Origin of the sequence: Rothia sp. HMSC08A08, from assembly GCF_001808385.1 — a bacterium.
Taxonomy (GTDB): Bacteria; Actinomycetota; Actinomycetes; order Actinomycetales; family Micrococcaceae; genus Rothia; species Rothia dentocariosa.
In genome coordinates, this window is sequence record NZ_KV793056.1 from 174,720 (window position 1) to 193,438 (window position 18,719).

Consider the following 18,719-nt stretch of genomic DNA (forward strand, 5'->3'; position numbering starts at 1 on the left):
AGGGCGGAGTACTAGGCCGCTATACGATGGGGCCATAGCATCAAGTGATGCTCGCTGGGGTACCAGGACTCGAACCTAGAATGACGGTACCAGAAACCGTTGTGTTGCCAATTACACCATACCCCACTATTTCATTATGTTGTTCCGGTAAAACCTCAACGATTTTCGCCGCAACGAGTAATAACTATACCGGTGCTTTGTTGCATCATGCAACTTCGTACCTTGAGATGGTCGTCACAAAAGTCTGCCCAAAATTTATACCCAGCCTCTAGAACCTCCGAATGCACGCCAGTCGGGTGAAGGCATCCAAGAGATGCCTTCACCCGACTCATACATGTTATTCAAGCAGCAATATAAACTTACCGGCTAAGCAACGATAGTCATCTCACCTGCTATGCGCTATTTTGCGGGTTCGGGCGCTGAAACCTTCACGGAATCAAAATTACCCATGTAACGCATCATATAGGCTGCCATAGCATCGCGCTTGACCGAGTCATGCGGACGGAACGTACTATCAGGCCAACCGGTGGAGAGCTTCGAGAACTGGAACCACGAAATTTCCTTGGCAAAGGGGTTTCCCGAAACATCCGTAAAGGTTGCTTTCTGCTGAACTTCCGGGGATCCTGCGGCACGATAGAAGAAGGCCGCCATAGCCTCGCGGTTTATTGAGTCTTCAGGACGGAAGGTACCGTCTTCCCAACCTGTCGTAATACCGGTTGCCTTCAGCCACGCAATTTCCTTATAGAAGGGGTGGGTTGTAGGAACATCACTGAAAGGAGATTCCGCGGGTGCCTCAAATTCGGGAGAACCCGCCAGGCGATATAGGTACGCTGCCATTGCTCCACGTTCGATGCTCTCCAAGGGGTGGAATCCGCCATCAGGATAACCGGTTGTAATGCTCTTCTCCCCGAGCTTGATGATGTCGTTCTCAAAGAGGTTACCGGCAATATCGTTATACGACACGTTGGTTAGAGCCCTGTTGTCGCCGCCTGTCAGAGGAATGGGATAGCCCGCGAAAGTTTCCTGCTGCGGGGTGATCTGCTTGACCTCTACCTCTGGATTTTCCGCTGTCATATTCTCCGGGGTAACCTTCATCTTGGTAATAGAATCAGCAGTTTCTTCTTTGGAGGTTAGAGTTCCCTGGGCGTAATCCATGCCGAAGGGAATGGTCGTATCGGGAGCAAAACCATCCTTATTAGCGATATAGACCTCACCATCAACACCCAAGGTAATATCGTTGGCGCCCTTAGACGCTGACTGCACTTCTCCAATAAGACGATCAGCGCGACCATCAATCACGCCAACCTTACCGGTAGCAAAATCCGTAACGTATACGAGGTCACGATCTTCATCATTGACAAGCGAAAGTGCCTGCTTACCGAAAGGAATAGACTTCTTATATTCTCCAGTCTTGAGGTCATACACAGTCACCCCGGAATTACCCTTAGACTCGCCGCTCTGACGGTCATAACTGCCCTGTGCAGAAACATAGATCTCCTGCTCAGAAACATCAATGGCAATATCGGAAGGAAGAACATCAACGCCTTCGACATCAGCGTGGGTCTGGATTTCCTGCAAAACCTTAAAAGTGCTCGTGTCAATCACATAGATTTTGCCGGTGGTGCGCTCGGGAACGTAAAGTTTACCATTATGAATGGTGGTATTCATACTGATATAGCGCTTACCTTCTTCATCTCCACCCACCTTGATCTTCTCAACCTTATGGGTCTTCAGATCAATGGCAGATACAAAGAAACGGCCTGTTACGAATGCTTTGCCGGAGGCAACATCTACCTTCACCTCACGCGGATGCTCGATCCAGTTTTCATCTCCCTCTTGAGCACCGTAGTTGGTCCACAAGAGATTGAGATTATTCTGATCGTACACAGACACAGCATTATCACGAGTATTCGTGACCCAAATGGTGCCGTTCTCATCGTCAACATCAATACCAAAGGCACCCAAATTCTTGTATCCAGCGTTATATCCGGTACCGGCCCGGGTTATAGGTAGGGTGGCTATTGCTTCTATCTGGAGAGTTTTCTCATCCAGACGCGCAATAGTCGATACGGACATATCGCGGTTAGAGCCAGCAATGTAGATTTTGCCGTTCTTTGAATGGCGAATCTGATACTGCCCTGGAATTCCCTGAACCTGTTGAGCCTGAGCAGCAGTAATCTGCTGCGGGGCAGGAGACTCTACCGCAAAGGACGCGGGCACTGCAAAAGGTGCCCCCATGAGCGACATCGATAGTACCCCAACGGTAGCAACCTTGAAAGACCTATGCTGAGCTGTAGCTGATAAAAGAACCATATGAACTCCTTGAGAGGATGACGAGTAACAAAAATTAGTTACCCTATAGTTAAAACTTAGGGTAGGAGTACCTAAGAAGGTGTACCCCCTATATTCACGCCTTTCCTCCCAAAAAGCAATAGAAATATCATCTATGACGTTTATTTTCTTAGAGACTTATCGTCATCAAAATCTTGGGAACGCAGCATATTCCCCGTTTTTTCTTCGAAGAAGCAGCAAACATATACACCAGCACGCTTTCATGAGATATACAAAAAAAGCCCTGAAGATTACTTCAGGACTTTCTCAGAGCGGTTGACGAGACTTGAACTCGCGACATCCACCTTGGCAAGGTGGTGCTCTACCAACTGAGCTACAACCGCAATATTCTGTTTTCACAAAATAACGAGCCGGAACCTTCATTCATTCCGACGCGCTCACAGGTAAATACTATACTGTACCGTTTGATAACCCGCAACTCTTACACGCATAATTCTTTTCATGATATTCTCCAGCTCACTATTTTCCTCAGACCTACATCATGCTGACTAGGGCTTATAGACATGAGAGCAAGCACGTATATTTTCTATATGATGCCCTTTACAGGCGTTTAGAGCACGCCAATACGCTGCAGGATGTTACAAGTTCGAGGATTCCTGCCGGCGATGATGCTGATGTCCCAGGTGATGCGCATGCTCAGCAGAAGACTCAACGGCAGCATCCGCGATGGATTCCGCACGAGAATTACGTTCGGAACCCGTACCGACCCCAGTGCGGCGCTCCCCTTCGCTGGGCGTTACTCCATCCTCAGTCATCTCATCTACCATGCGGATCAAGAACGACTTCGCATAAATAATGCCAAACCCAAAGAGAAGCGCGGCCAGAACCCAAATGACGAAGGTTACCCAGTCCCAGTGACCGCCCAACCAAACCTTCACGCCTATGTAAACTGCCAATGCTACGGCAGACATGATGGCGGCAAATGTTACATCGCGTCGAGTCATGCTTTATCCTCCTCACCAATTTCCAGCCGCTCTTGGGCGTTTTCTATGGGTTTGTCCCCCACCGGGGCTTCACCTCCCGGCTGGTGGCCGCCTGCTTCGCGTTCACGTGCAATCTGTTCATCATCAAACTTAGCTTCATGATACGCCGCGAAATACGCTAAGGCGCTGGCTAACACAATTATCACAATGGTCCAGATAGATCTCACTGCATCCGCAATAGTGGCAATAAGCAACACAATTGATGCATTCGCAAATGCCATCACGGTTCCTTTGCGCAAAGCACGCACAATGTATTTGTTATGGTTCACCTTCACCTCCCACGATGCACGACCGTATAACCAGCATAAGCCGAGAACCCTACATTCCTCTAGCGCACAATGTGTAGGCGTCTCTTGCGCGCAGAAAAACCCGGTGGCTCGCGCAAACTCGTGAACCACCGAGTTCCTCTTTTCAAAAAAAGATACGGCTATGCGTTCGGGCTACGCCCCGAGCTCAGCAGCCAAAGCCCGCACACGGTTGAGAGAAGATTCCTTCCCCAGAATCTCCATGGATTCAAAGAGCGGGGGCGAAATACGCTCACCCGAAACGGCGATACGCACCGGCCCGAATGCCAAACGCGGTTTGATCTCAAGCCCCTCCACGATAGCGGAGCGCAGGGCAGATTCGATACTTGCCGCATCCCAGACTTCGAGGGGTTCAAGTGCCTCTAAAGCGGCAGCAAGAACCTGAGGGGCAGATTCTTTAAGCTGTTTACGGGCGTCATCAGCAACCGTGATCTCTTCATCAGCTTTGAAGAGGAATGCCAGAAGCTTCGGGGCTTCACCCAAGAGCTGCATACGTTCCTGTACCAAGGGAGCAGCCTCTGTCAGAATCTGCTCTTCACGTGCTGAAAGTTCCTCACCAACAACACCAGCGGCCTGCAGATAGGGCACCAGGCGGTTTCGGAAATCGTCCGCCTCCAAACGACGAATATGATCGCCGTTAATAGCTTCTGCCTTCTTGACGTCAAAACGTGCCGGGTTGCCTACCACATCGTGAATGTCGAAGTGAGCCACTAGGTCATCGACTGAGAAAACGTCCTGATCTGCGGATAGTGACCAGCCCAGCAGAGACAGGTAGTTCAGCAGACCTTCCTTGATAAAACCGGCATCGCGCAGCAGGAAGAGATTCGATTCGGGATCGCGCTTCGACAGTTTCTTATTACCCTGCCCCATCACATAGGGAAGATGCCCAAACTCGGGGATAAATGTGGTAACGCCCGTATCAATCAGTGCCCGGTACAGTGCAATTTGGCGCGGAGTTGAAGACAATAGATCTTCGCCGCGAAGCACGTGGGTTACGCCCATCAAAGCATCGTCCACAGGGTTCACGAAAGTATACAGGGGGTCACCGCTAGAACGCACTACGACGTAGTCCGGGACAGACCCGGCTTTGAAGGTAATCTCACCACGCACAAGGTCGTTGAACGTAATATCCTCATCGGGCATACGCAAACGCCATACGGGTTTACGGCCTTCGGCGCGGAAAGCCTCTTTCTGCTCGTCACTCAGGTGACGATCGTGGTTATCGTAGCCAAGCTGAGGATCCTGCCCCGCTGCTTTACGGCGTTCCCGCACCTCATCGGGGGTCGAGAAATCCTCATAGACATACCCGCCCTCAATGAGCTTCTCAAAAACCTTCTGGTAAATGTCCTCACGTTTACGCTCAGACTGACGATACGGTTCATGAGGGCCGCCTACGCCCACGCCTTCGTCCCAGTTAATGCCCAGCCAGTGCAGACTGTCGAGTACTTGGTTGAACGATTCTTCCGAATCTCGTGCCGCATCGGTATCCTCAATACGGAAAATGAGCTTACCGCCGGTATGGCGCGCATAAGCCCAGTTAAACAGGGCTGTACGTACCATGCCCACGTGCGGGGTTCCGGTCGGTGAAGGGCAAAAGCGTACGCGAGTTTCGCGTGGATCGTGCAGATTAGGACCGGGATATTCGGTCATAGTAAGTTTTCTCCTGAACTTGTGTATCTCAAAATCATGCTACTGTGCGTTCTATAGCGCTGAGGAATATGTTTAGCACTCTCAGCCTAAACTGGGCTCTAACTGCGGATGCGGGTTACCAGAGACCCAACGCCTTCAATCTCGACCTCAACCTCATGACCATCGCGAAGGACGCTGGTACCCGCAGGGGTTCCGGTCAAGATAATATCTCCTGGAAGAAGCGTAAAGATCTCAGATGCGGCGGACACGAGCTCCGCCACCGAGTAGTGCATATCAGAGGTGTTACCTTCCTGCACCACGTCACCATCAACCCAGCTCGTGATATTCAGCGAGTCGGTATCAAGCTCCGTTTCGATCCAGGGCCCCAGTGGGGTTGAGCCGTCAAAGCTTTTCGCACGAGTCCACTGCGTATCCGTCTCCATCACGTCACGCGCCGTTAGATCGTTGGCTACGGTGTATCCAAAAACTACCTCATGCACACGTTCCAGCGGCACCGACTTTGCAATACGACCGATAATAACCGCCAGCTCGCCTTCAACGCTGACCGCCTCAGAATACTCGGGGAGAGTCACCGGATCACCAGGACCGACCACCGTCGTATTTGGCTTGATGAAGAACTGCGGAGCGGCAGGAGCCGGGGTACCCGCCCAATTAGCAAGAGCACCAATCACCTTGGAGCGTGGAATGATGGGGGCAAGCAGGCGAACGTCCTCAAGCTGATAAGTCTGCGAGGTGGTTTCAACACCGGAGTAAAACGGATCACCCGCGAGAACATGCAAAACTTCGCTGCCGTCCGCTCCTTCAACCACACCATAATGAAGCTCGTTATCTACGGTAAATCGTGCAATACGCATACCTTCTAGAGTACCAGTCATTCATACCCCTCTCGATACGCAAAAAGTGACTTTCCGATTGAAAAGTAGAGCTTATCGTCGGAAAGTCACTCTTTGCACGTTTCATGGATGCGCCCGGCGCAGTAACCGGGGGTTATTAGACGAGGCGGGTCAGCCAGCCATGACGGTCCTCTACCGTACCGGTCTGAATGCCCACGAGCTCTTCACGCAGGCTCTTGGAAATCTCGCCAAATCCTTCGGAAGCCGCAGGAATCTCAAAATCAGCAGCCTTGAGCTTTCCAATAGGGGCAATGACCGCTGCGGTACCGCAGGCACACACCTCTGTAATATCGCCGGATGCCACACTGTCACGCCACTCGCTGAGGGTGATGGGGCGTTCCTCAACGGTTATTCCGCGATCCTTCGCCAGCTGCAAAATTGAGGAACGGGTAACGCCCTCTAGAATAGTTCCGGTAAGTTCGGGGGTTACCAACTTATTCTCTTTACCGTAGATGAAGAATACGTTCATGCCGCCCAGCTCTTCAAGAGCATCGTTGCGGTGCGGGTCTTTGAAAATCACCTGTTTACAGCCGTTTTCTTCACCTTCAAGCTGGGCGATCATGGCGGCAGCATAATTACCGCCGCATTTTGCGGTGCCAGTACCGCCTTCACCAGCGCGAGCATACTTCGTGGACAGCCAGATATCCACCGGCTCGGGGGTGCCGAAGTAGTTGCCAGCAGGCGACCCAATCACGTGATACTCCACGTGACGAGCAGGGCGAACCCCCAGATATGCCTCGGTCGCAATCATAAACGGACGGAAATAGAACGCTTCTCCCTCACCGCTGGGAACCCATTTTTCATCTACCTGCACCAGCTGTTTTAGGGATTCGATGAAGGTCTCTTCGGGCAGCTGAGGCAGTGCCATACGATACGCCGAGCGGTTCAGGCGCGCCGCGTTCTTCTCGGGTCGGAATGTCCACACCGACCCATCCGAATGACGGTAGCCTTTAATACCCTCGAAGATTTCCTGACCATAGTGAAAAACCGCAGCGGCGGGATCTAAGCTGAGCGGACCGTAGGCATGCACCCGCGCGTTCGACCATTCACCGCCGGTTTTATAATCACCGTTCCAGTCGATGCTGACCATATGATCCGTAAAATAGTCGCCAAACCCGGGGTCGGCAAGAATCTCGGCTCGACGTTCGTCACTCGCGGGGGCGGGGTTCTTTTCACGGCTAAATTCAAGTGCCATGGTGTAATCCTATTCTGTCAATTCTCTCTGCCAATAGCATCGGCGGCGCAAACCTCAAGGTGGGAGGCAGAAGCGGCATCGCTTACGAAGCTCATCAGTGCGGCTTGTGACCACGCCAGCGGACGACGGGGCGGATGTGCCCGTTGCACATGTTTTAGAGTACCTGATGAATAGGCACAACGCACACGCAACCCACCGCCGCCCATATCGTGAAAATCGAAGGCAGGGCGTAAGCTACCTCAGCCTTAACTAGCTTAGGAACCCCAAGACATCGTTACCAACTTCGTCGGTGCCTCGGGCGCGGGCGCCGTTGGCACGCATATCGGCCTCGACCGCATCCTCAATACGGACCGCCGTCGACTCATAGCCTAGGTGCCGCAGAAGCATTGCTCCCGCGAGGATTGCGGCGGTTGGGTTTGCTTTATTCTGCCCCGCGATGTCGGGGGCTGAACCATGCACGGGCTCAAACATTGAGGGGAACTCCCCTACCGCGTTGATATTGCCTGAGGCCGCGTAGCCAATACCTCCGGTCACTGCACCCGCCTGATCGGTCAGGATGTCGCCAAACAGGTTATCGGTTACGATCACGTCGAAACGTGAGGGATCGGTGGTCATGAAAATTGTTGCCGCATCAACATGCAGGTAATCGGTTTGCACTTCGGGAAATTCGCGCCCGATCTCTTCGAAAAGACGGGTGTACAAACGACCAGCGTGTACGAGCACATTTGTTTTGTGGATGAGGGTCAGCTTCTTACGGCGGGACTGTGCCAATTTGAAGGCGTACCGGATTAGCCGACGAACACCGTGCGCGGTATTGATGGATACTTCGGTTGCGATTTCGGCATCGGTACCGCCGCGAATAGTTCCTCCATTACCCACGTAGGGTCCTTCGGTACCTTCGCGTACCACCACGAAGTCGATCTCTCCGGGGTTCCTCAGCGGCGACACTGCCCCTGGGTACAGCCGTGCGGGACGCAGGTTAATGTAATGGTCAAATGAGAAGCGCAGCTTCAAAAGCATTTCACGTTCGATCAGCCCTGAGGGGATCTTGCCGCTGCGCGGATCGGCACCAATAGCGCCGAAAAGAATCGCATCGTGCTGTTTGAGAGACTCCATCGTACTCTCGGGCAGGGTCTCGCCGGTTTTAAGCCAGTGCTCGGCGCCAAGTTTATAGTCGGTGGAATCTACGCGAATAGAATCAAGCTCGCAGGCGCGTTGAAGCACACGCTGCGCCTCGGTAATAATTTCAGGCCCGATGCCGTCGCCAGCGATCACGGCAAGGTTGATAGAACGTTCAGTAGTCATACCTCTACCCTACTGCTGGCACGAACAATTGCGCAGATTTTAGGCCATGATTCTCAGAGTATGGGCATATATATTCCCGCATAATCTCGCAGTTTTGAGAGGTCTTATTCCAGATTTTACAGCCTCATGACCTACACGAGTACGTACAGAATTCATCCTTCCGAGTGATTACCTGTTTTGAGGGCGAACGTTACACTTAACCCATGGATCTAACGAGCCGAATCAACAACTACATAGATAGGAACTACCGCTGGTTTAATATCACGGTAGTTGCTTTCATGCAGATGTTTGTTCTGCTCATAGCTCTTGCAATGTCCTATAAGGATAGCGGCATTACTTTTTTCATTGCATGCATCAATACGACCGCCCTTTATTTTCGGTACCGGCATCCTTATGGGTCAATCTGGTTTGTTCTCGTCTCCACCGCTCTCACTCTATTTATTCCGGATGTTTTGCCCGTTCATCTGTATTTTCCGGTAGGCGTAGCGGCTTATCATATCGGCAGGCACTGGAAGAAGAAGCTGCGGGTCCGCATGTTTATTGCGGGCTGGATTGGTGCCTTTGCGGTAGGGACCCAGCTTTTCATCATGCTGCTTCCGCGGGTCGAACAATTTGCCGCTATTATAAGCTCGATTATCATCACAACCTTATGCGGTGCGATTTATTCCGTGCTCTGGTTTATCGGTGATTCAAGGCGTACCCGCATTATTCGCCAGGATGAGCTTCGAGAGCGAGCGATGCGCCTCGAATTTGAGCAAGAACAGGAACGGCGTCTTGCGGCACAGGATGAACGCACCCGCATCGCCCGCGAAATGCACGATATTGTGGCACATTCACTTTCCAGCATCATTACGCAGGCTGACGGCGCCAGGTATGCCGCAGCCGCGATACGGACCACGACGACTCAGCCCGCCGAAGCGACTAACCTTCAGGAACATGACGCTTCTATCGCGGAACAGACGCTTGAAACTATTGCGGTCACCGCACGCGATTCTCTCACGCAGATGCGTTCCCTCCTGGGGGTTCTTCGTACCGATGAAGACACCATGTACGCTCCAGCGCCTACAATTCACGAAATTCCCGCTCTGGTTGCGCAGGCTCGCAGGTCGGGAGTTAATATCGACTTCGCTGGTATTACCGGTACCATAAGTGGCGCCCTCCCTCAGGGAGCTGATCTAGCGGCATATCGTGTAATCCAGGAAGCGCTCACCAATATCGTTAAACACGCCCGCGATGCTGAGATCGTTACTCTCTCGGCTGCGTGGAAACGAGATGGCCTGTATTTGGACGTGTACAACAGCGCTCCGGCTCATCACAATAGCTCGGATGCTCCATATTCCTTCGTGCCGGGCAGCGGTAACGGTCTCTTGGGCATGCGCGAGCGCATCACAATGTATGACGGAACCCTGCATTACGGCCCGGATCTGCAGGGTGGTTTTAGCGTGAAGGCTTGGCTGCCGTACCGCGAAACGTAACGGAAACCCAGTATTGTAAAAAATGACAGAACATTTTGAAGGAAATCCTATGAACGAACAGATTACCGTGATGCTGGTTGATGACCAGCAGCTTGTACGCGGCGGTTTGAAGATGCTTATCAATTCTCAGCCCGATCTGCAGGTTGTTCTCGAAGCTGATGACGGCGCAGCGGCGGTTGATAGCTATGCTCGTATGGCTGAAGAAGGTACTGCCCCTCAGGTGGTTCTTATGGATGTTCGTATGCCTATTATGGACGGGCTGGAGGCTGCAAAAAGCATTCTAGAGCTCAACGTTCCTGATTCCAGGGTTATTATGCTGACTACCTTCGACGTCGACGAATATGTCTATGCGGCGGTACGTGCCGGGGCAAGCGGTTTTTTGCTGAAAGATGCACCTCCCGAAGAACTTCTGGGGGCTATTCGAACAATACATCGCGGTGATGCGGTGATCGCCCCTTCCGCTACACGCCGCCTGCTGGAACATATGATTCCGGTGTTGGAGGTTCATTCGGAACAGGATTCTGGCAGTGTTGCCCCCACTTCTCAGGAGGAGCCGCAGCTTCTGCACCAGGAACTCATGCAGACTCTTTCTCCGCGTGAACATGAGGTACTTCGTCTGATTGCGCAGGGTCTTTCCAATGTGGAGATCAGCCGTGCGCTCGTGCTGTCAGAGGCCACCATTAAGACCCACGTCTCGCATGTTCTGTCAAAACTTGATGCCCGCGATAGGGTTCAGGCCGTGATTATGGCGTATGAGGCTGGGATCGTTTCGTAGGCTCCTTGTCTACATCTACCGTTGAGGACAGAACCTGTGAAAAGGCTGAAAAATCATTCTTGAGAATGATGAATATCTGTCAAGCCAACATTTACGGTTATACAGTAGACCGATATTTATGATGTAGTACGCCACAGGATTTTTTACACATGATCTCCTCTCTGCTCTCGCTGATATATGCAAATCTGCGCGCATCTTGGCGTAAATATATTTTGACGGGACTGGGCATTGCGGTTGCAGCTTTTTTCCTGAGTGCCGTGCTTCTTCTCAATACAATCATTTCCGCCACATATGTGGCACACTACGGCAATCAGGTACGTAACAGCGATGCGGTTGTTGCTACCAACATCTCGGGGCAAGCCAAGGAGAACTCGTCGGGCGCTCTCTCGGTTGAGGAAGTTGAAGATATCCGTAATAGCCCCCAGGTGGCTGGTATCCGGGAAGACTCAGTAGTTTCAGCTATGTATCATGACGCGCCGGGCGACCCTGTGCCCTATGCGATTTCTCAAGCTCCCACTGACCCGGATTTGTTTCCTTATCAGATACAGGGGCGAATGCCACAGAATGATCATGAAATTCTGCTCCCAGAGTCGCTTCGTGAGTCTTTACATCTCAATATAGGCGATAAATTTCACGGCATTGACCCGGTCGCAACAATAAAGCTGCCCACTCCCACATCCATTACAAATTTTGAGGGCGGCACACTATCTTTAGAAGATTCCTTGCCCACCAAGGAATATACGATCACTGGTACTTTCCATTCTCCACCCCTGGGATCTGAAGATTCAATAACAGTTTTTGCCGGTGGCACTATGCTGACAACGACATCTAAAATTGCTCATCGCGAGCATAAAACAAATATTGTTCATGATGCGCATATAGTTGCAGTCAAGCTTCGTGAGGGTGTTTCGGTTGAAGATTTTAAGCGGGAATTTACCGCGCACCACGACAATCATGGGCGTGTAGTACCAGCGCATGAATATGCCCACAAATTAGAACCGGACATAGGTTTTGCCAATGATCTGCTCACCGCAGCCCTTTTAGGTCTGGCAGCGTTAGCCCTCATGGTCTCTGCTTTTGTTATCACCAATACATTCAGCGTGTTGCTTTCTCAGCGCACCCGCGAACTCGCTCTGCTGCGTACTTTAGGAGCCAGCCGCCCCAATCTTCTCACTATAGTGCTGGCAGAATCTACGGTTTTGGGAGTTCTCGCAGCTTCTTTAGGTATTACACTTGCCTACGCTCTTTGGGTGGTTATCACGTCGTGGGCCGCTCATACATTGGTTTTCACTTTTTCTCTGGTCCCTTTGGGAGTTACTCTGCCAGTGTGTGTTGCCGTCACCTGGATCGCCGCTCTTAAACCCGCCTATGCAGCATCAAAAGTATCGCCTGTGCAAGGGCTTCGTGATGGCGTAGTACAGCAGGTTTCTACCTACGGTAAGCATCAGGGGGTTATCGCCCTGTTATTGCTTGTGGCGGGTATTGTGGCGTATGCAGTCTTCATGAGTAAATCCTCTGAGCACGTGCCTGATGGCATGGAGGGAACCCATAGTGTTCAAGTGCTTGTTGTGGGTATTATTGCTGCTGCTCTCTTATGCTTTGCTATTTTGACGGCAGCCCATAAAATACTTTCACCGCTTGTGAAGTTCTGGTCCTCTCTGATAGCGCGTACCCTAACGGGGTCTCTATCGCGTGTAAAAATGCATTGCGTTCTCCGGCACGTATGGTATCGACCGGGCGAGCCCTCCTGGTAGGAATGATGCTTATAGCTATGGTGCTTACAGGTTATGTGACCCTTAAGGCATCTGTCACAGGCTTTATACAGCAGACAGAACGTCCGGCAGCGGTTCTAACGTTTAATGACTCCAAGGATACGGAGGATAGCTCCTCTACTGCACACAATTCCCAGAATTCTGAATCCACTGCAGAACGGTATATGCACCAGGCACAGGATGCGCAACGCAGGATCCAAGAACTGCCATCCGTACAGTCTGAAGCGTTTGTACAATATGCGGGAAACCTCACCTGCGATGATGATTCTCATACTCTCACAACTTCAGATGGGCCGGTGAATGAAGCAGGCAGTAATCCCAGCGCTGCAGCTGGCGCTCCTGACCATACTGATCCTCCCGATGCCTATGCGGTTTTGCCTCAGGATATTGACGTAGTATTGCCTGGTACCTCCGAAACGATATTGCAGGGTGATGTGGTGGTTCTGCCTCGCTCAGAACAACATGCCTTGCAAGGGCATAAGCCACCTAGTTTTACACTTCACGGTCCACGTGGAGACCTACGGCTTACTGCGGTGTACTCGCAAACTGATGACCATACCCCCTATATCTCACGTGAGACCGCCGCCAAGGTACAGGATCTTGATCATCCCCAGCTTCTTGAAGGTACTTCTTCTACTGGAGAGTCCTATGTGGTAGTGCGCGCCAAACAGGGGCTGAGTTCTGATGAAAGTACAGAATTACGGAATGATCTAACGGATATTGCCCGTACAACACACGGATTATATCTCGCGGGCATTCTAGAGACGCGTGCTGTTGTCGAAATTTCCCTTATCGTTATCATGTATACCATCCTGGCTATTATTGCTCTTATGGTGCTGATTTCGGTGTTAGGGGTAAGTAATACCTTGATGCTCTCAGCTCATGAACGAAGCCGCGAAAATGCGCTCCTCCGCACTCTAGGGCTTTCGCGTCAGCAATTACGTTCCGCCATCATGATGGAAGCTATTCTTATCACGCTCTCAGCGCTGCTGGTTGCTCTCATCGGCGGCACGCTTGCCGGGTTTATCCTGACACGCGCTATCACGCCACAGAACATTGAGATCATCTACCGAATTCCCCTGACGGAATACTGTATAGCATTCTTCGGCGCTTTAGGAATTGCTGTCTTAGCTTCGTGGGTTCCCTCCGTACGCGCCTCAAAAGTCTCACCAGTTCAGGCGCTTCGAGAAGACTGAGTCTGTGCAGATTCTATGCAGCATATAAAAATTACTACCTGTACCAAGTATTTAATAGAACACATTCCTAACTTATATATTATTCTCGCATACATTCCTGAGAAAGTAGTCTAATTATAATATTGCCTGTACTTTCACTAACTTTACCTTGAAAATAGTTACGGTTATTTTAGAGACAGAACTCCAGAAATCACCCAAAAGTATGATAAAACCTCCCACAGGTTTTCATTCTAGTTTGGGATAATTGGTGTTATGACTACTACATTAGATACTTCTGTTAAACCAGCTGTTACCGCCCAAAACCTGAGCAAGACTTACGGCACAGGTGAGGCGACGGTACATGCCCTCAATAACGTAACAGTTTCTTTCGAACAGGGTAAATTTACCGCTATTATGGGGCCTTCCGGCTCCGGTAAATCTACCCTTATGCAGACTTTGGCAACCCTAGATACCCCGGATGTTAACCCCAACACCAGCATCAAAATTGCCGATACCGAGCTATACGGTCGGCGAGATAAAGAGTTAACCGAGTTTCGTCGCGAACATATCGGCTTTATTTTCCAGGCTTTCAACCTGGTACCAACCCTCACCGCCGGACAGAATATTGACTTGCCGCTCGGCTTGGCCGGCAAAAAGCCTGATCCTATTTGGCGCGATTATCTGGTGGAAACTTTGGGTCTAACAAAGCGGCTCAGCCACCGTCCCGAACAGCTCTCCGGTGGTCAGCAACAACGCGTCGCCATCGTACGCGCACTACTCTCCCGCCCGGACGTCGTCTTCGCCGACGAGCCCACCGGCAACCTCGATTCAAACTCTGGCACCGAAGTACTCAAGCTCCTGCGAACCGCAGCAAACGAGCATCAGCAAACCATCCTCATGGTGACCCACGATGCACACGCAGCATCCTACGCAGACCGCGTAGTCTTCCTCAAAGACGGTGCCATAGCTGGCGAAATGCTCAAACCCACCCACGATGCTGTTCTAAACGCCATGGGACAGTTGGAAGGTGAATAACATTGGCTACAACGCTTAATACGGTGGGGCGCGCTAATTTACGCGCGTCTAAAGGAAAATATATTCTTACTGGAATCGGTATCGCAATTTCTTCATTTTTTATTGCTGCCGTTATTGTATTAGTCAGCTCTTTGCAGGGAACTCTAAATGCATCGGTAAATGGCATTCTTTCCAAAGCAGATAACGTTGTTGTCTCTTCCTATGCGCGCGATAACTCTAACACTGAAGCAAATATCTATCTGGATGAAGAGAGCATCAAAAATATTCAGAATGATGATTCAGTCGATCAGTCGTGGATTGTCTACCAGGGCCGGGGTAAGTTTGGTCCCGATAAAACTCAAGTTTCTTATACCCAAGCGCCTAACAGTGCAGATCTTTTTCCCTTCGACTTTGAAGGTAAATTGCCGACCTCAGACACCGAGCTGATGGTCTCGAAAGATTTTGCACAAAAGCATAATCTTCAACTTAATTCTAAGGTCAGTTCCCCTGATATAGTCGCGTCGATCTCTGACCCAAATACAGGAACTACGCGCGAGTACACCATCACCGGTATTTTTGATGTCGGATTCTCAGGCTCCGATACGAATAACGCTATGTTTATTGGCGGAACTTCCTATGGGGAGGCAGCTAACAAGGCACTCAAAAATGCTGGGGGTGCTTCTTCTGCAAACTACGCCGTTCCCGGTGCCAGCATGGCATACGTCAAGTTCAAAGGAACGGACGACGCCGCTGCTCGCGCAGAGCTGCAGAAGAAACTCAACACGGGTGACAAAAAAACTGAGCCTTCTGTTATGTCCGGTCCTGAGTACATGGAGGTTGTGAAGAAACAGCTCTCCACGATATTCACGTTCCTCGGTGTCATCTTAGGCGCCTTTGCCGCATTAGCGCTGTTGGTTTCTTCGTTCGTTATCTCGAATACCTTTGCGGTTCTCGTGGGACAGCGCATCCGCGAACTGGCGTTGTTACGTACTCTAGGAGCACAGGGCTCATCCTTGGTGCGTATGCTTGTGGTTGAATCGCTTGTTGTGGGCGTCATTTTCTCCACTATCGGCGCGGTTCTCGTGTATCCGATCGCGGCATTGCTGAGTGCGCTATCCAATAATAGTTTCATGGTTTCTTACGATCCGATGGCTTTTGTTGTCGGTGTTGTACTGTGCACCTTGGTCACGGTTATTGCCTCGCTCGCTCCGGCACGTACCGCTTTGAAGATTTCTCCCATCAGCGCGATGGGCGAAACTACGGCTCAGGCGGTCAAGAAGCCGAACATCGCAGGCCTTATTGCGGGTCTTGTTATCGGTGCTGGCGGCGGTGCACTCATGATCGTTGCGTTCAACACCATCACGCAGAATAACGATAGCTCAAATGCAGGAACCTCTGTTCTTCTCGTTATGATTGCCGCGCTTCTGCTGGGCATTGCGGTCTTTATGCTGACCCCGTGGCTTCTTCTGCCCCTTGTTCGTGTCCTGGGCTCAGTCTTCCGCAACCAGACCGGAAAATTGGCGGTAGCAAATGCACTGCGTTCCCCGAAACGTACCGTTTCGACCGGGCGTGCGGTCCTGGTAGGCGCACTTGTCGTCACTACAGTACTGACCGGATATTCCATCATGACATCCACCGTGGCGAACGCGATGGATAAGCTATACCCGATCTCTGCGGCAGCCACCTACGGTACCGGACCTACAGCAGGATCTGAGAGCGTCAATAAGGCGCGCTCTGTCGCTGATAAAGTTCACGGTTTGGAAAACGTCGATAGTGTTGCTGTGGCTTCTGCAGCGGGTACCGTTGATTTCACGGTTCCTCCGAAAGACGGTGGTGAAGCACAGAATCGCACCGAGAATCTGGTAGCACTCAGCCACGACGATCTCACAAAGGTCATTCCGACTGAAGGGTCACATCAGCTCGAAGATGATACCGTGCTTGTCTCGGCTGCCCTTTATGATAATGCCCACTTCAATGACTCCACTCGCCTTAAAGCACGTGGTCCCTTGGGGACGGTAGAGTTAAAACCCATCAAGTCTACCAGCAGCAATATGTCGCTATATATTGTGAATCCCACGACCGGTGCCAAGCTGCAGAACGCCTCAGATCCAAAGCCTCTGCTGGATTCATCACAGGCTCCTGAAAACACTCAAGTTCCTGCAGAAGCTGCCCCAGATGCTGGGGAGCAGAGTTCTGCTGCATCATCGACAAGTGGGGCTACCGGTGCCCAGACTATGGTGCTCGTTCACGCCAAGTCACCGCTTTCCTCAAGTGCAAACTCGACTCTTCAGGAACAGCTCACCAAGGCTAATGACGGTAACGAATTCACCGGTGGTTTGCAGGGACGCCAGCAATTTGATCAGATTATGATGATCATGCTGATCTTCACATTAGTTCTTCTTGCCCTGGCCGTAGTCATCTCGATTATCGGTGTAGCCAATACGATGACTTTGTCGGTGAACGAGCGTCGCCGCGAGAATGCGATGCTTCGCTCACTGGGTCTCTCCCGCAAACAGCTGCGTCACATGATTTCAGCCGAGGCAATTCTGATTACCTTAGGAGCCGTGATCCTAGGCATCCTCGCGGGTGTTGGAATTGGTATTGCCGCCGCTAAAGTTGTGATTGCAGGTACCAGTTCTTCTACTGAAGTCGTCATTGATCTTCCTTACCTTGGATTGTTCTTTGTTCTGCTGGTAGGTCTGGTATCGGCGTTCGTTGCCTCGATATTACCAGCGGCCCGATCGGCCCGTCTCTCCCCTGTGGAGGGCATGCGAGGCTAGTCGATTGGCAAAATAACCTGCATCGAAAAGGGCGAACTCCCCACATTAGGGAGTTTGCCCTTTTTATGTGGTTCGTGCTCCCGAATTATTTTTACGTGTAGAAGTCCCAGATATAAAACTTAGAAAACCCACTTTTATAGATCTAAATAGTCTATATATTCTTACTTTCTAGGGATCAAAATACCGTCCATAATTATTGCATAGACTCTAAATTTTTTATTTTAATTATTTTTCTTCTTCGTGGGTATTTTCATCCTTAAGGAGGCTTGCTTTTTTCAATCCCTAGTATTTCTCATCCAAAAGTATGAGTGCCATTTATTTTGCCTTCAAGAATTTCAGCTCAAAGGATGACAAATGTCAGGGGATATATTTTTGCAATCTTGAAACAATTAAATCATGAGCACATCAACAATTCCCGCATACGAACCTGCGGTAGCAACACGTAATCTGTCCAAGACCTACGGCACGGGCGAAGCCATCGTTCATGCCCTTAACAATGTGAGCATCGACTTCGAGTACGGCAAGTTCACCGCCATCATGGGGCCTTCCGGTTCTGGTAAATCAACCCTGATGCAAACTCTCGCCACGCTAGATACTCCAGATCGTAATCCAGAGACGATTATTCGCATCGGCGATACCGACCTCTACGGACAAAAAGACAATCAGCTTACCGAATTCCGCCGTGAGCATGTCGGGTTCATTTTCCAGGCATTCAACCTAGTTCCAACCCTCACCGCCGGGCAGAACATCGATTTGCCGCTCGGCTTGGCCGGTAAAAAGCCCGATTCGGTGTGGCGCGACTACCTTGTTCAAACCCTCGGGCTGCAAAAACGTCTGGATCACCGCCCCGAACAACTCTCCGGCGGTCAGCAGCAACGCGTTGCTATTGTGCGTGCGTTGCTCTCCCGTCCGGACGTCGTCTTCGCTGACGAGCCCACCGGCAACCTCGATTCAAACTCCGGAGCTGAGGTCCTGCGGCTTCTCCGGGATGCAGCAACCGAGCACCAACAGACCATCCTCATGGGGACCCACGATGCACACGCAG

At 51.1% G+C, this 18,719-nt stretch carries 14 protein-coding genes and 2 tRNA genes; 7 read left to right on the forward strand and 9 right to left on the reverse strand.

Features of this window, described 5'->3' with window-relative positions; all coding sequences use genetic code 11:
* Positions 1-54 precede the first annotated feature (54 nt).
* The 9 genes from HMPREF3164_RS01350 to HMPREF3164_RS01390 form a co-directional block, all read right to left on the reverse strand.
* Positions 55-126 (reverse strand) — tRNA-Gln (locus HMPREF3164_RS01350).
* 273 nt (positions 127-399) lie between these two features.
* Positions 400-2,313: an S-layer homology domain-containing protein gene (locus HMPREF3164_RS01355; RefSeq protein WP_070448529.1), complete on the reverse strand. Its 1,914-nt coding sequence runs from the start codon at positions 2,311-2,313 to the stop codon at positions 400-402.
* Between the two features lie 289 nt (positions 2,314-2,602).
* Positions 2,603-2,675, reverse strand: a tRNA-Gly gene (locus tag HMPREF3164_RS01360).
* A 255-nt stretch (positions 2,676-2,930) separates the two neighbouring features.
* Positions 2,931-3,296, reverse strand: coding sequence for a hypothetical protein (locus tag HMPREF3164_RS01365; RefSeq protein WP_070448530.1), 366 nt, complete (start codon positions 3,294-3,296; stop codon positions 2,931-2,933).
* On the reverse strand, positions 3,293-3,604 hold the full coding sequence (locus HMPREF3164_RS01370) for a hypothetical protein (RefSeq protein WP_246822548.1): 312 nt from the start codon (positions 3,602-3,604) through the stop codon (positions 3,293-3,295). The genes HMPREF3164_RS01365 and HMPREF3164_RS01370 overlap by 4 nt, the downstream gene beginning before the upstream one ends.
* A gap of 171 nt (positions 3,605-3,775) precedes the next feature.
* Positions 3,776-5,290, reverse strand: coding sequence for a glutamate--tRNA ligase (gltX, locus tag HMPREF3164_RS01375; RefSeq protein WP_070448532.1), 1,515 nt, complete (start codon positions 5,288-5,290; stop codon positions 3,776-3,778).
* Positions 5,291-5,388: 98 nt separating this feature from the next.
* Positions 5,389-6,144, reverse strand: coding sequence for a fumarylacetoacetate hydrolase family protein (locus HMPREF3164_RS01380; RefSeq protein ID WP_070448597.1), 756 nt, complete (start codon positions 6,142-6,144; stop codon positions 5,389-5,391).
* A 136-nt stretch (positions 6,145-6,280) separates the two neighbouring features.
* A complete protein-coding gene (locus tag HMPREF3164_RS01385) occupies positions 6,281-7,378 on the reverse strand; it encodes a branched-chain amino acid aminotransferase (protein ID WP_070448533.1) in 1,098 nt (365 codons plus the stop codon).
* Between the two features lie 249 nt (positions 7,379-7,627).
* Positions 7,628-8,683: a 3-isopropylmalate dehydrogenase gene (locus HMPREF3164_RS01390; RefSeq protein ID WP_048753212.1), complete on the reverse strand. Its 1,056-nt coding sequence runs from the start codon at positions 8,681-8,683 to the stop codon at positions 7,628-7,630.
* A gap of 203 nt (positions 8,684-8,886) precedes the next feature.
* Here HMPREF3164_RS01390 and HMPREF3164_RS01395 point away from each other — a divergent pair, with 203 nt between their 5' ends.
* The 7 genes from HMPREF3164_RS01395 to HMPREF3164_RS01420 form a co-directional block, all read left to right on the forward strand.
* Positions 8,887-10,158 (forward strand): sensor histidine kinase, encoded by a 1,272-nt coding sequence (locus HMPREF3164_RS01395; RefSeq protein ID WP_070448534.1) that lies wholly within the window; start codon positions 8,887-8,889, stop codon positions 10,156-10,158.
* A 49-nt stretch (positions 10,159-10,207) separates the two neighbouring features.
* Positions 10,208-10,933 carry a response regulator gene (locus tag HMPREF3164_RS01400; RefSeq protein ID WP_083297310.1) on the forward strand — a complete coding sequence of 242 codons (726 nt, stop codon included), beginning with the start codon at positions 10,208-10,210 and terminating at the stop codon, positions 10,931-10,933.
* A 149-nt stretch (positions 10,934-11,082) separates the two neighbouring features.
* Entirely contained in the window at positions 11,083-12,687 is a 1,605-nt protein-coding gene (locus HMPREF3164_RS11270; protein ID WP_246822549.1) for an ABC transporter permease, read from the forward strand.
* A gap of 17 nt (positions 12,688-12,704) precedes the next feature.
* The gene (locus HMPREF3164_RS11275; RefSeq protein WP_246822550.1) at positions 12,705-13,901 is read left to right on the forward strand and encodes an ABC transporter permease; all 1,197 of its coding nucleotides are present in this window, start codon (positions 12,705-12,707) and stop codon (positions 13,899-13,901) included.
* A gap of 252 nt (positions 13,902-14,153) precedes the next feature.
* Positions 14,154-14,915 (forward strand): ABC transporter ATP-binding protein, encoded by a 762-nt coding sequence (locus HMPREF3164_RS01410; RefSeq protein WP_070448536.1) that lies wholly within the window; start codon positions 14,154-14,156, stop codon positions 14,913-14,915.
* Between the two features lie 2 nt (positions 14,916-14,917).
* Positions 14,918-17,674: an ABC transporter permease gene (locus HMPREF3164_RS01415; protein ID WP_070448537.1), complete on the forward strand. Its 2,757-nt coding sequence runs from the start codon at positions 14,918-14,920 to the stop codon at positions 17,672-17,674.
* A 396-nt stretch (positions 17,675-18,070) separates the two neighbouring features.
* On the forward strand, positions 18,071-18,719 hold a 649-nt coding region (locus tag HMPREF3164_RS01420), incomplete at its 3' end, for an ABC transporter ATP-binding protein (protein WP_246822551.1).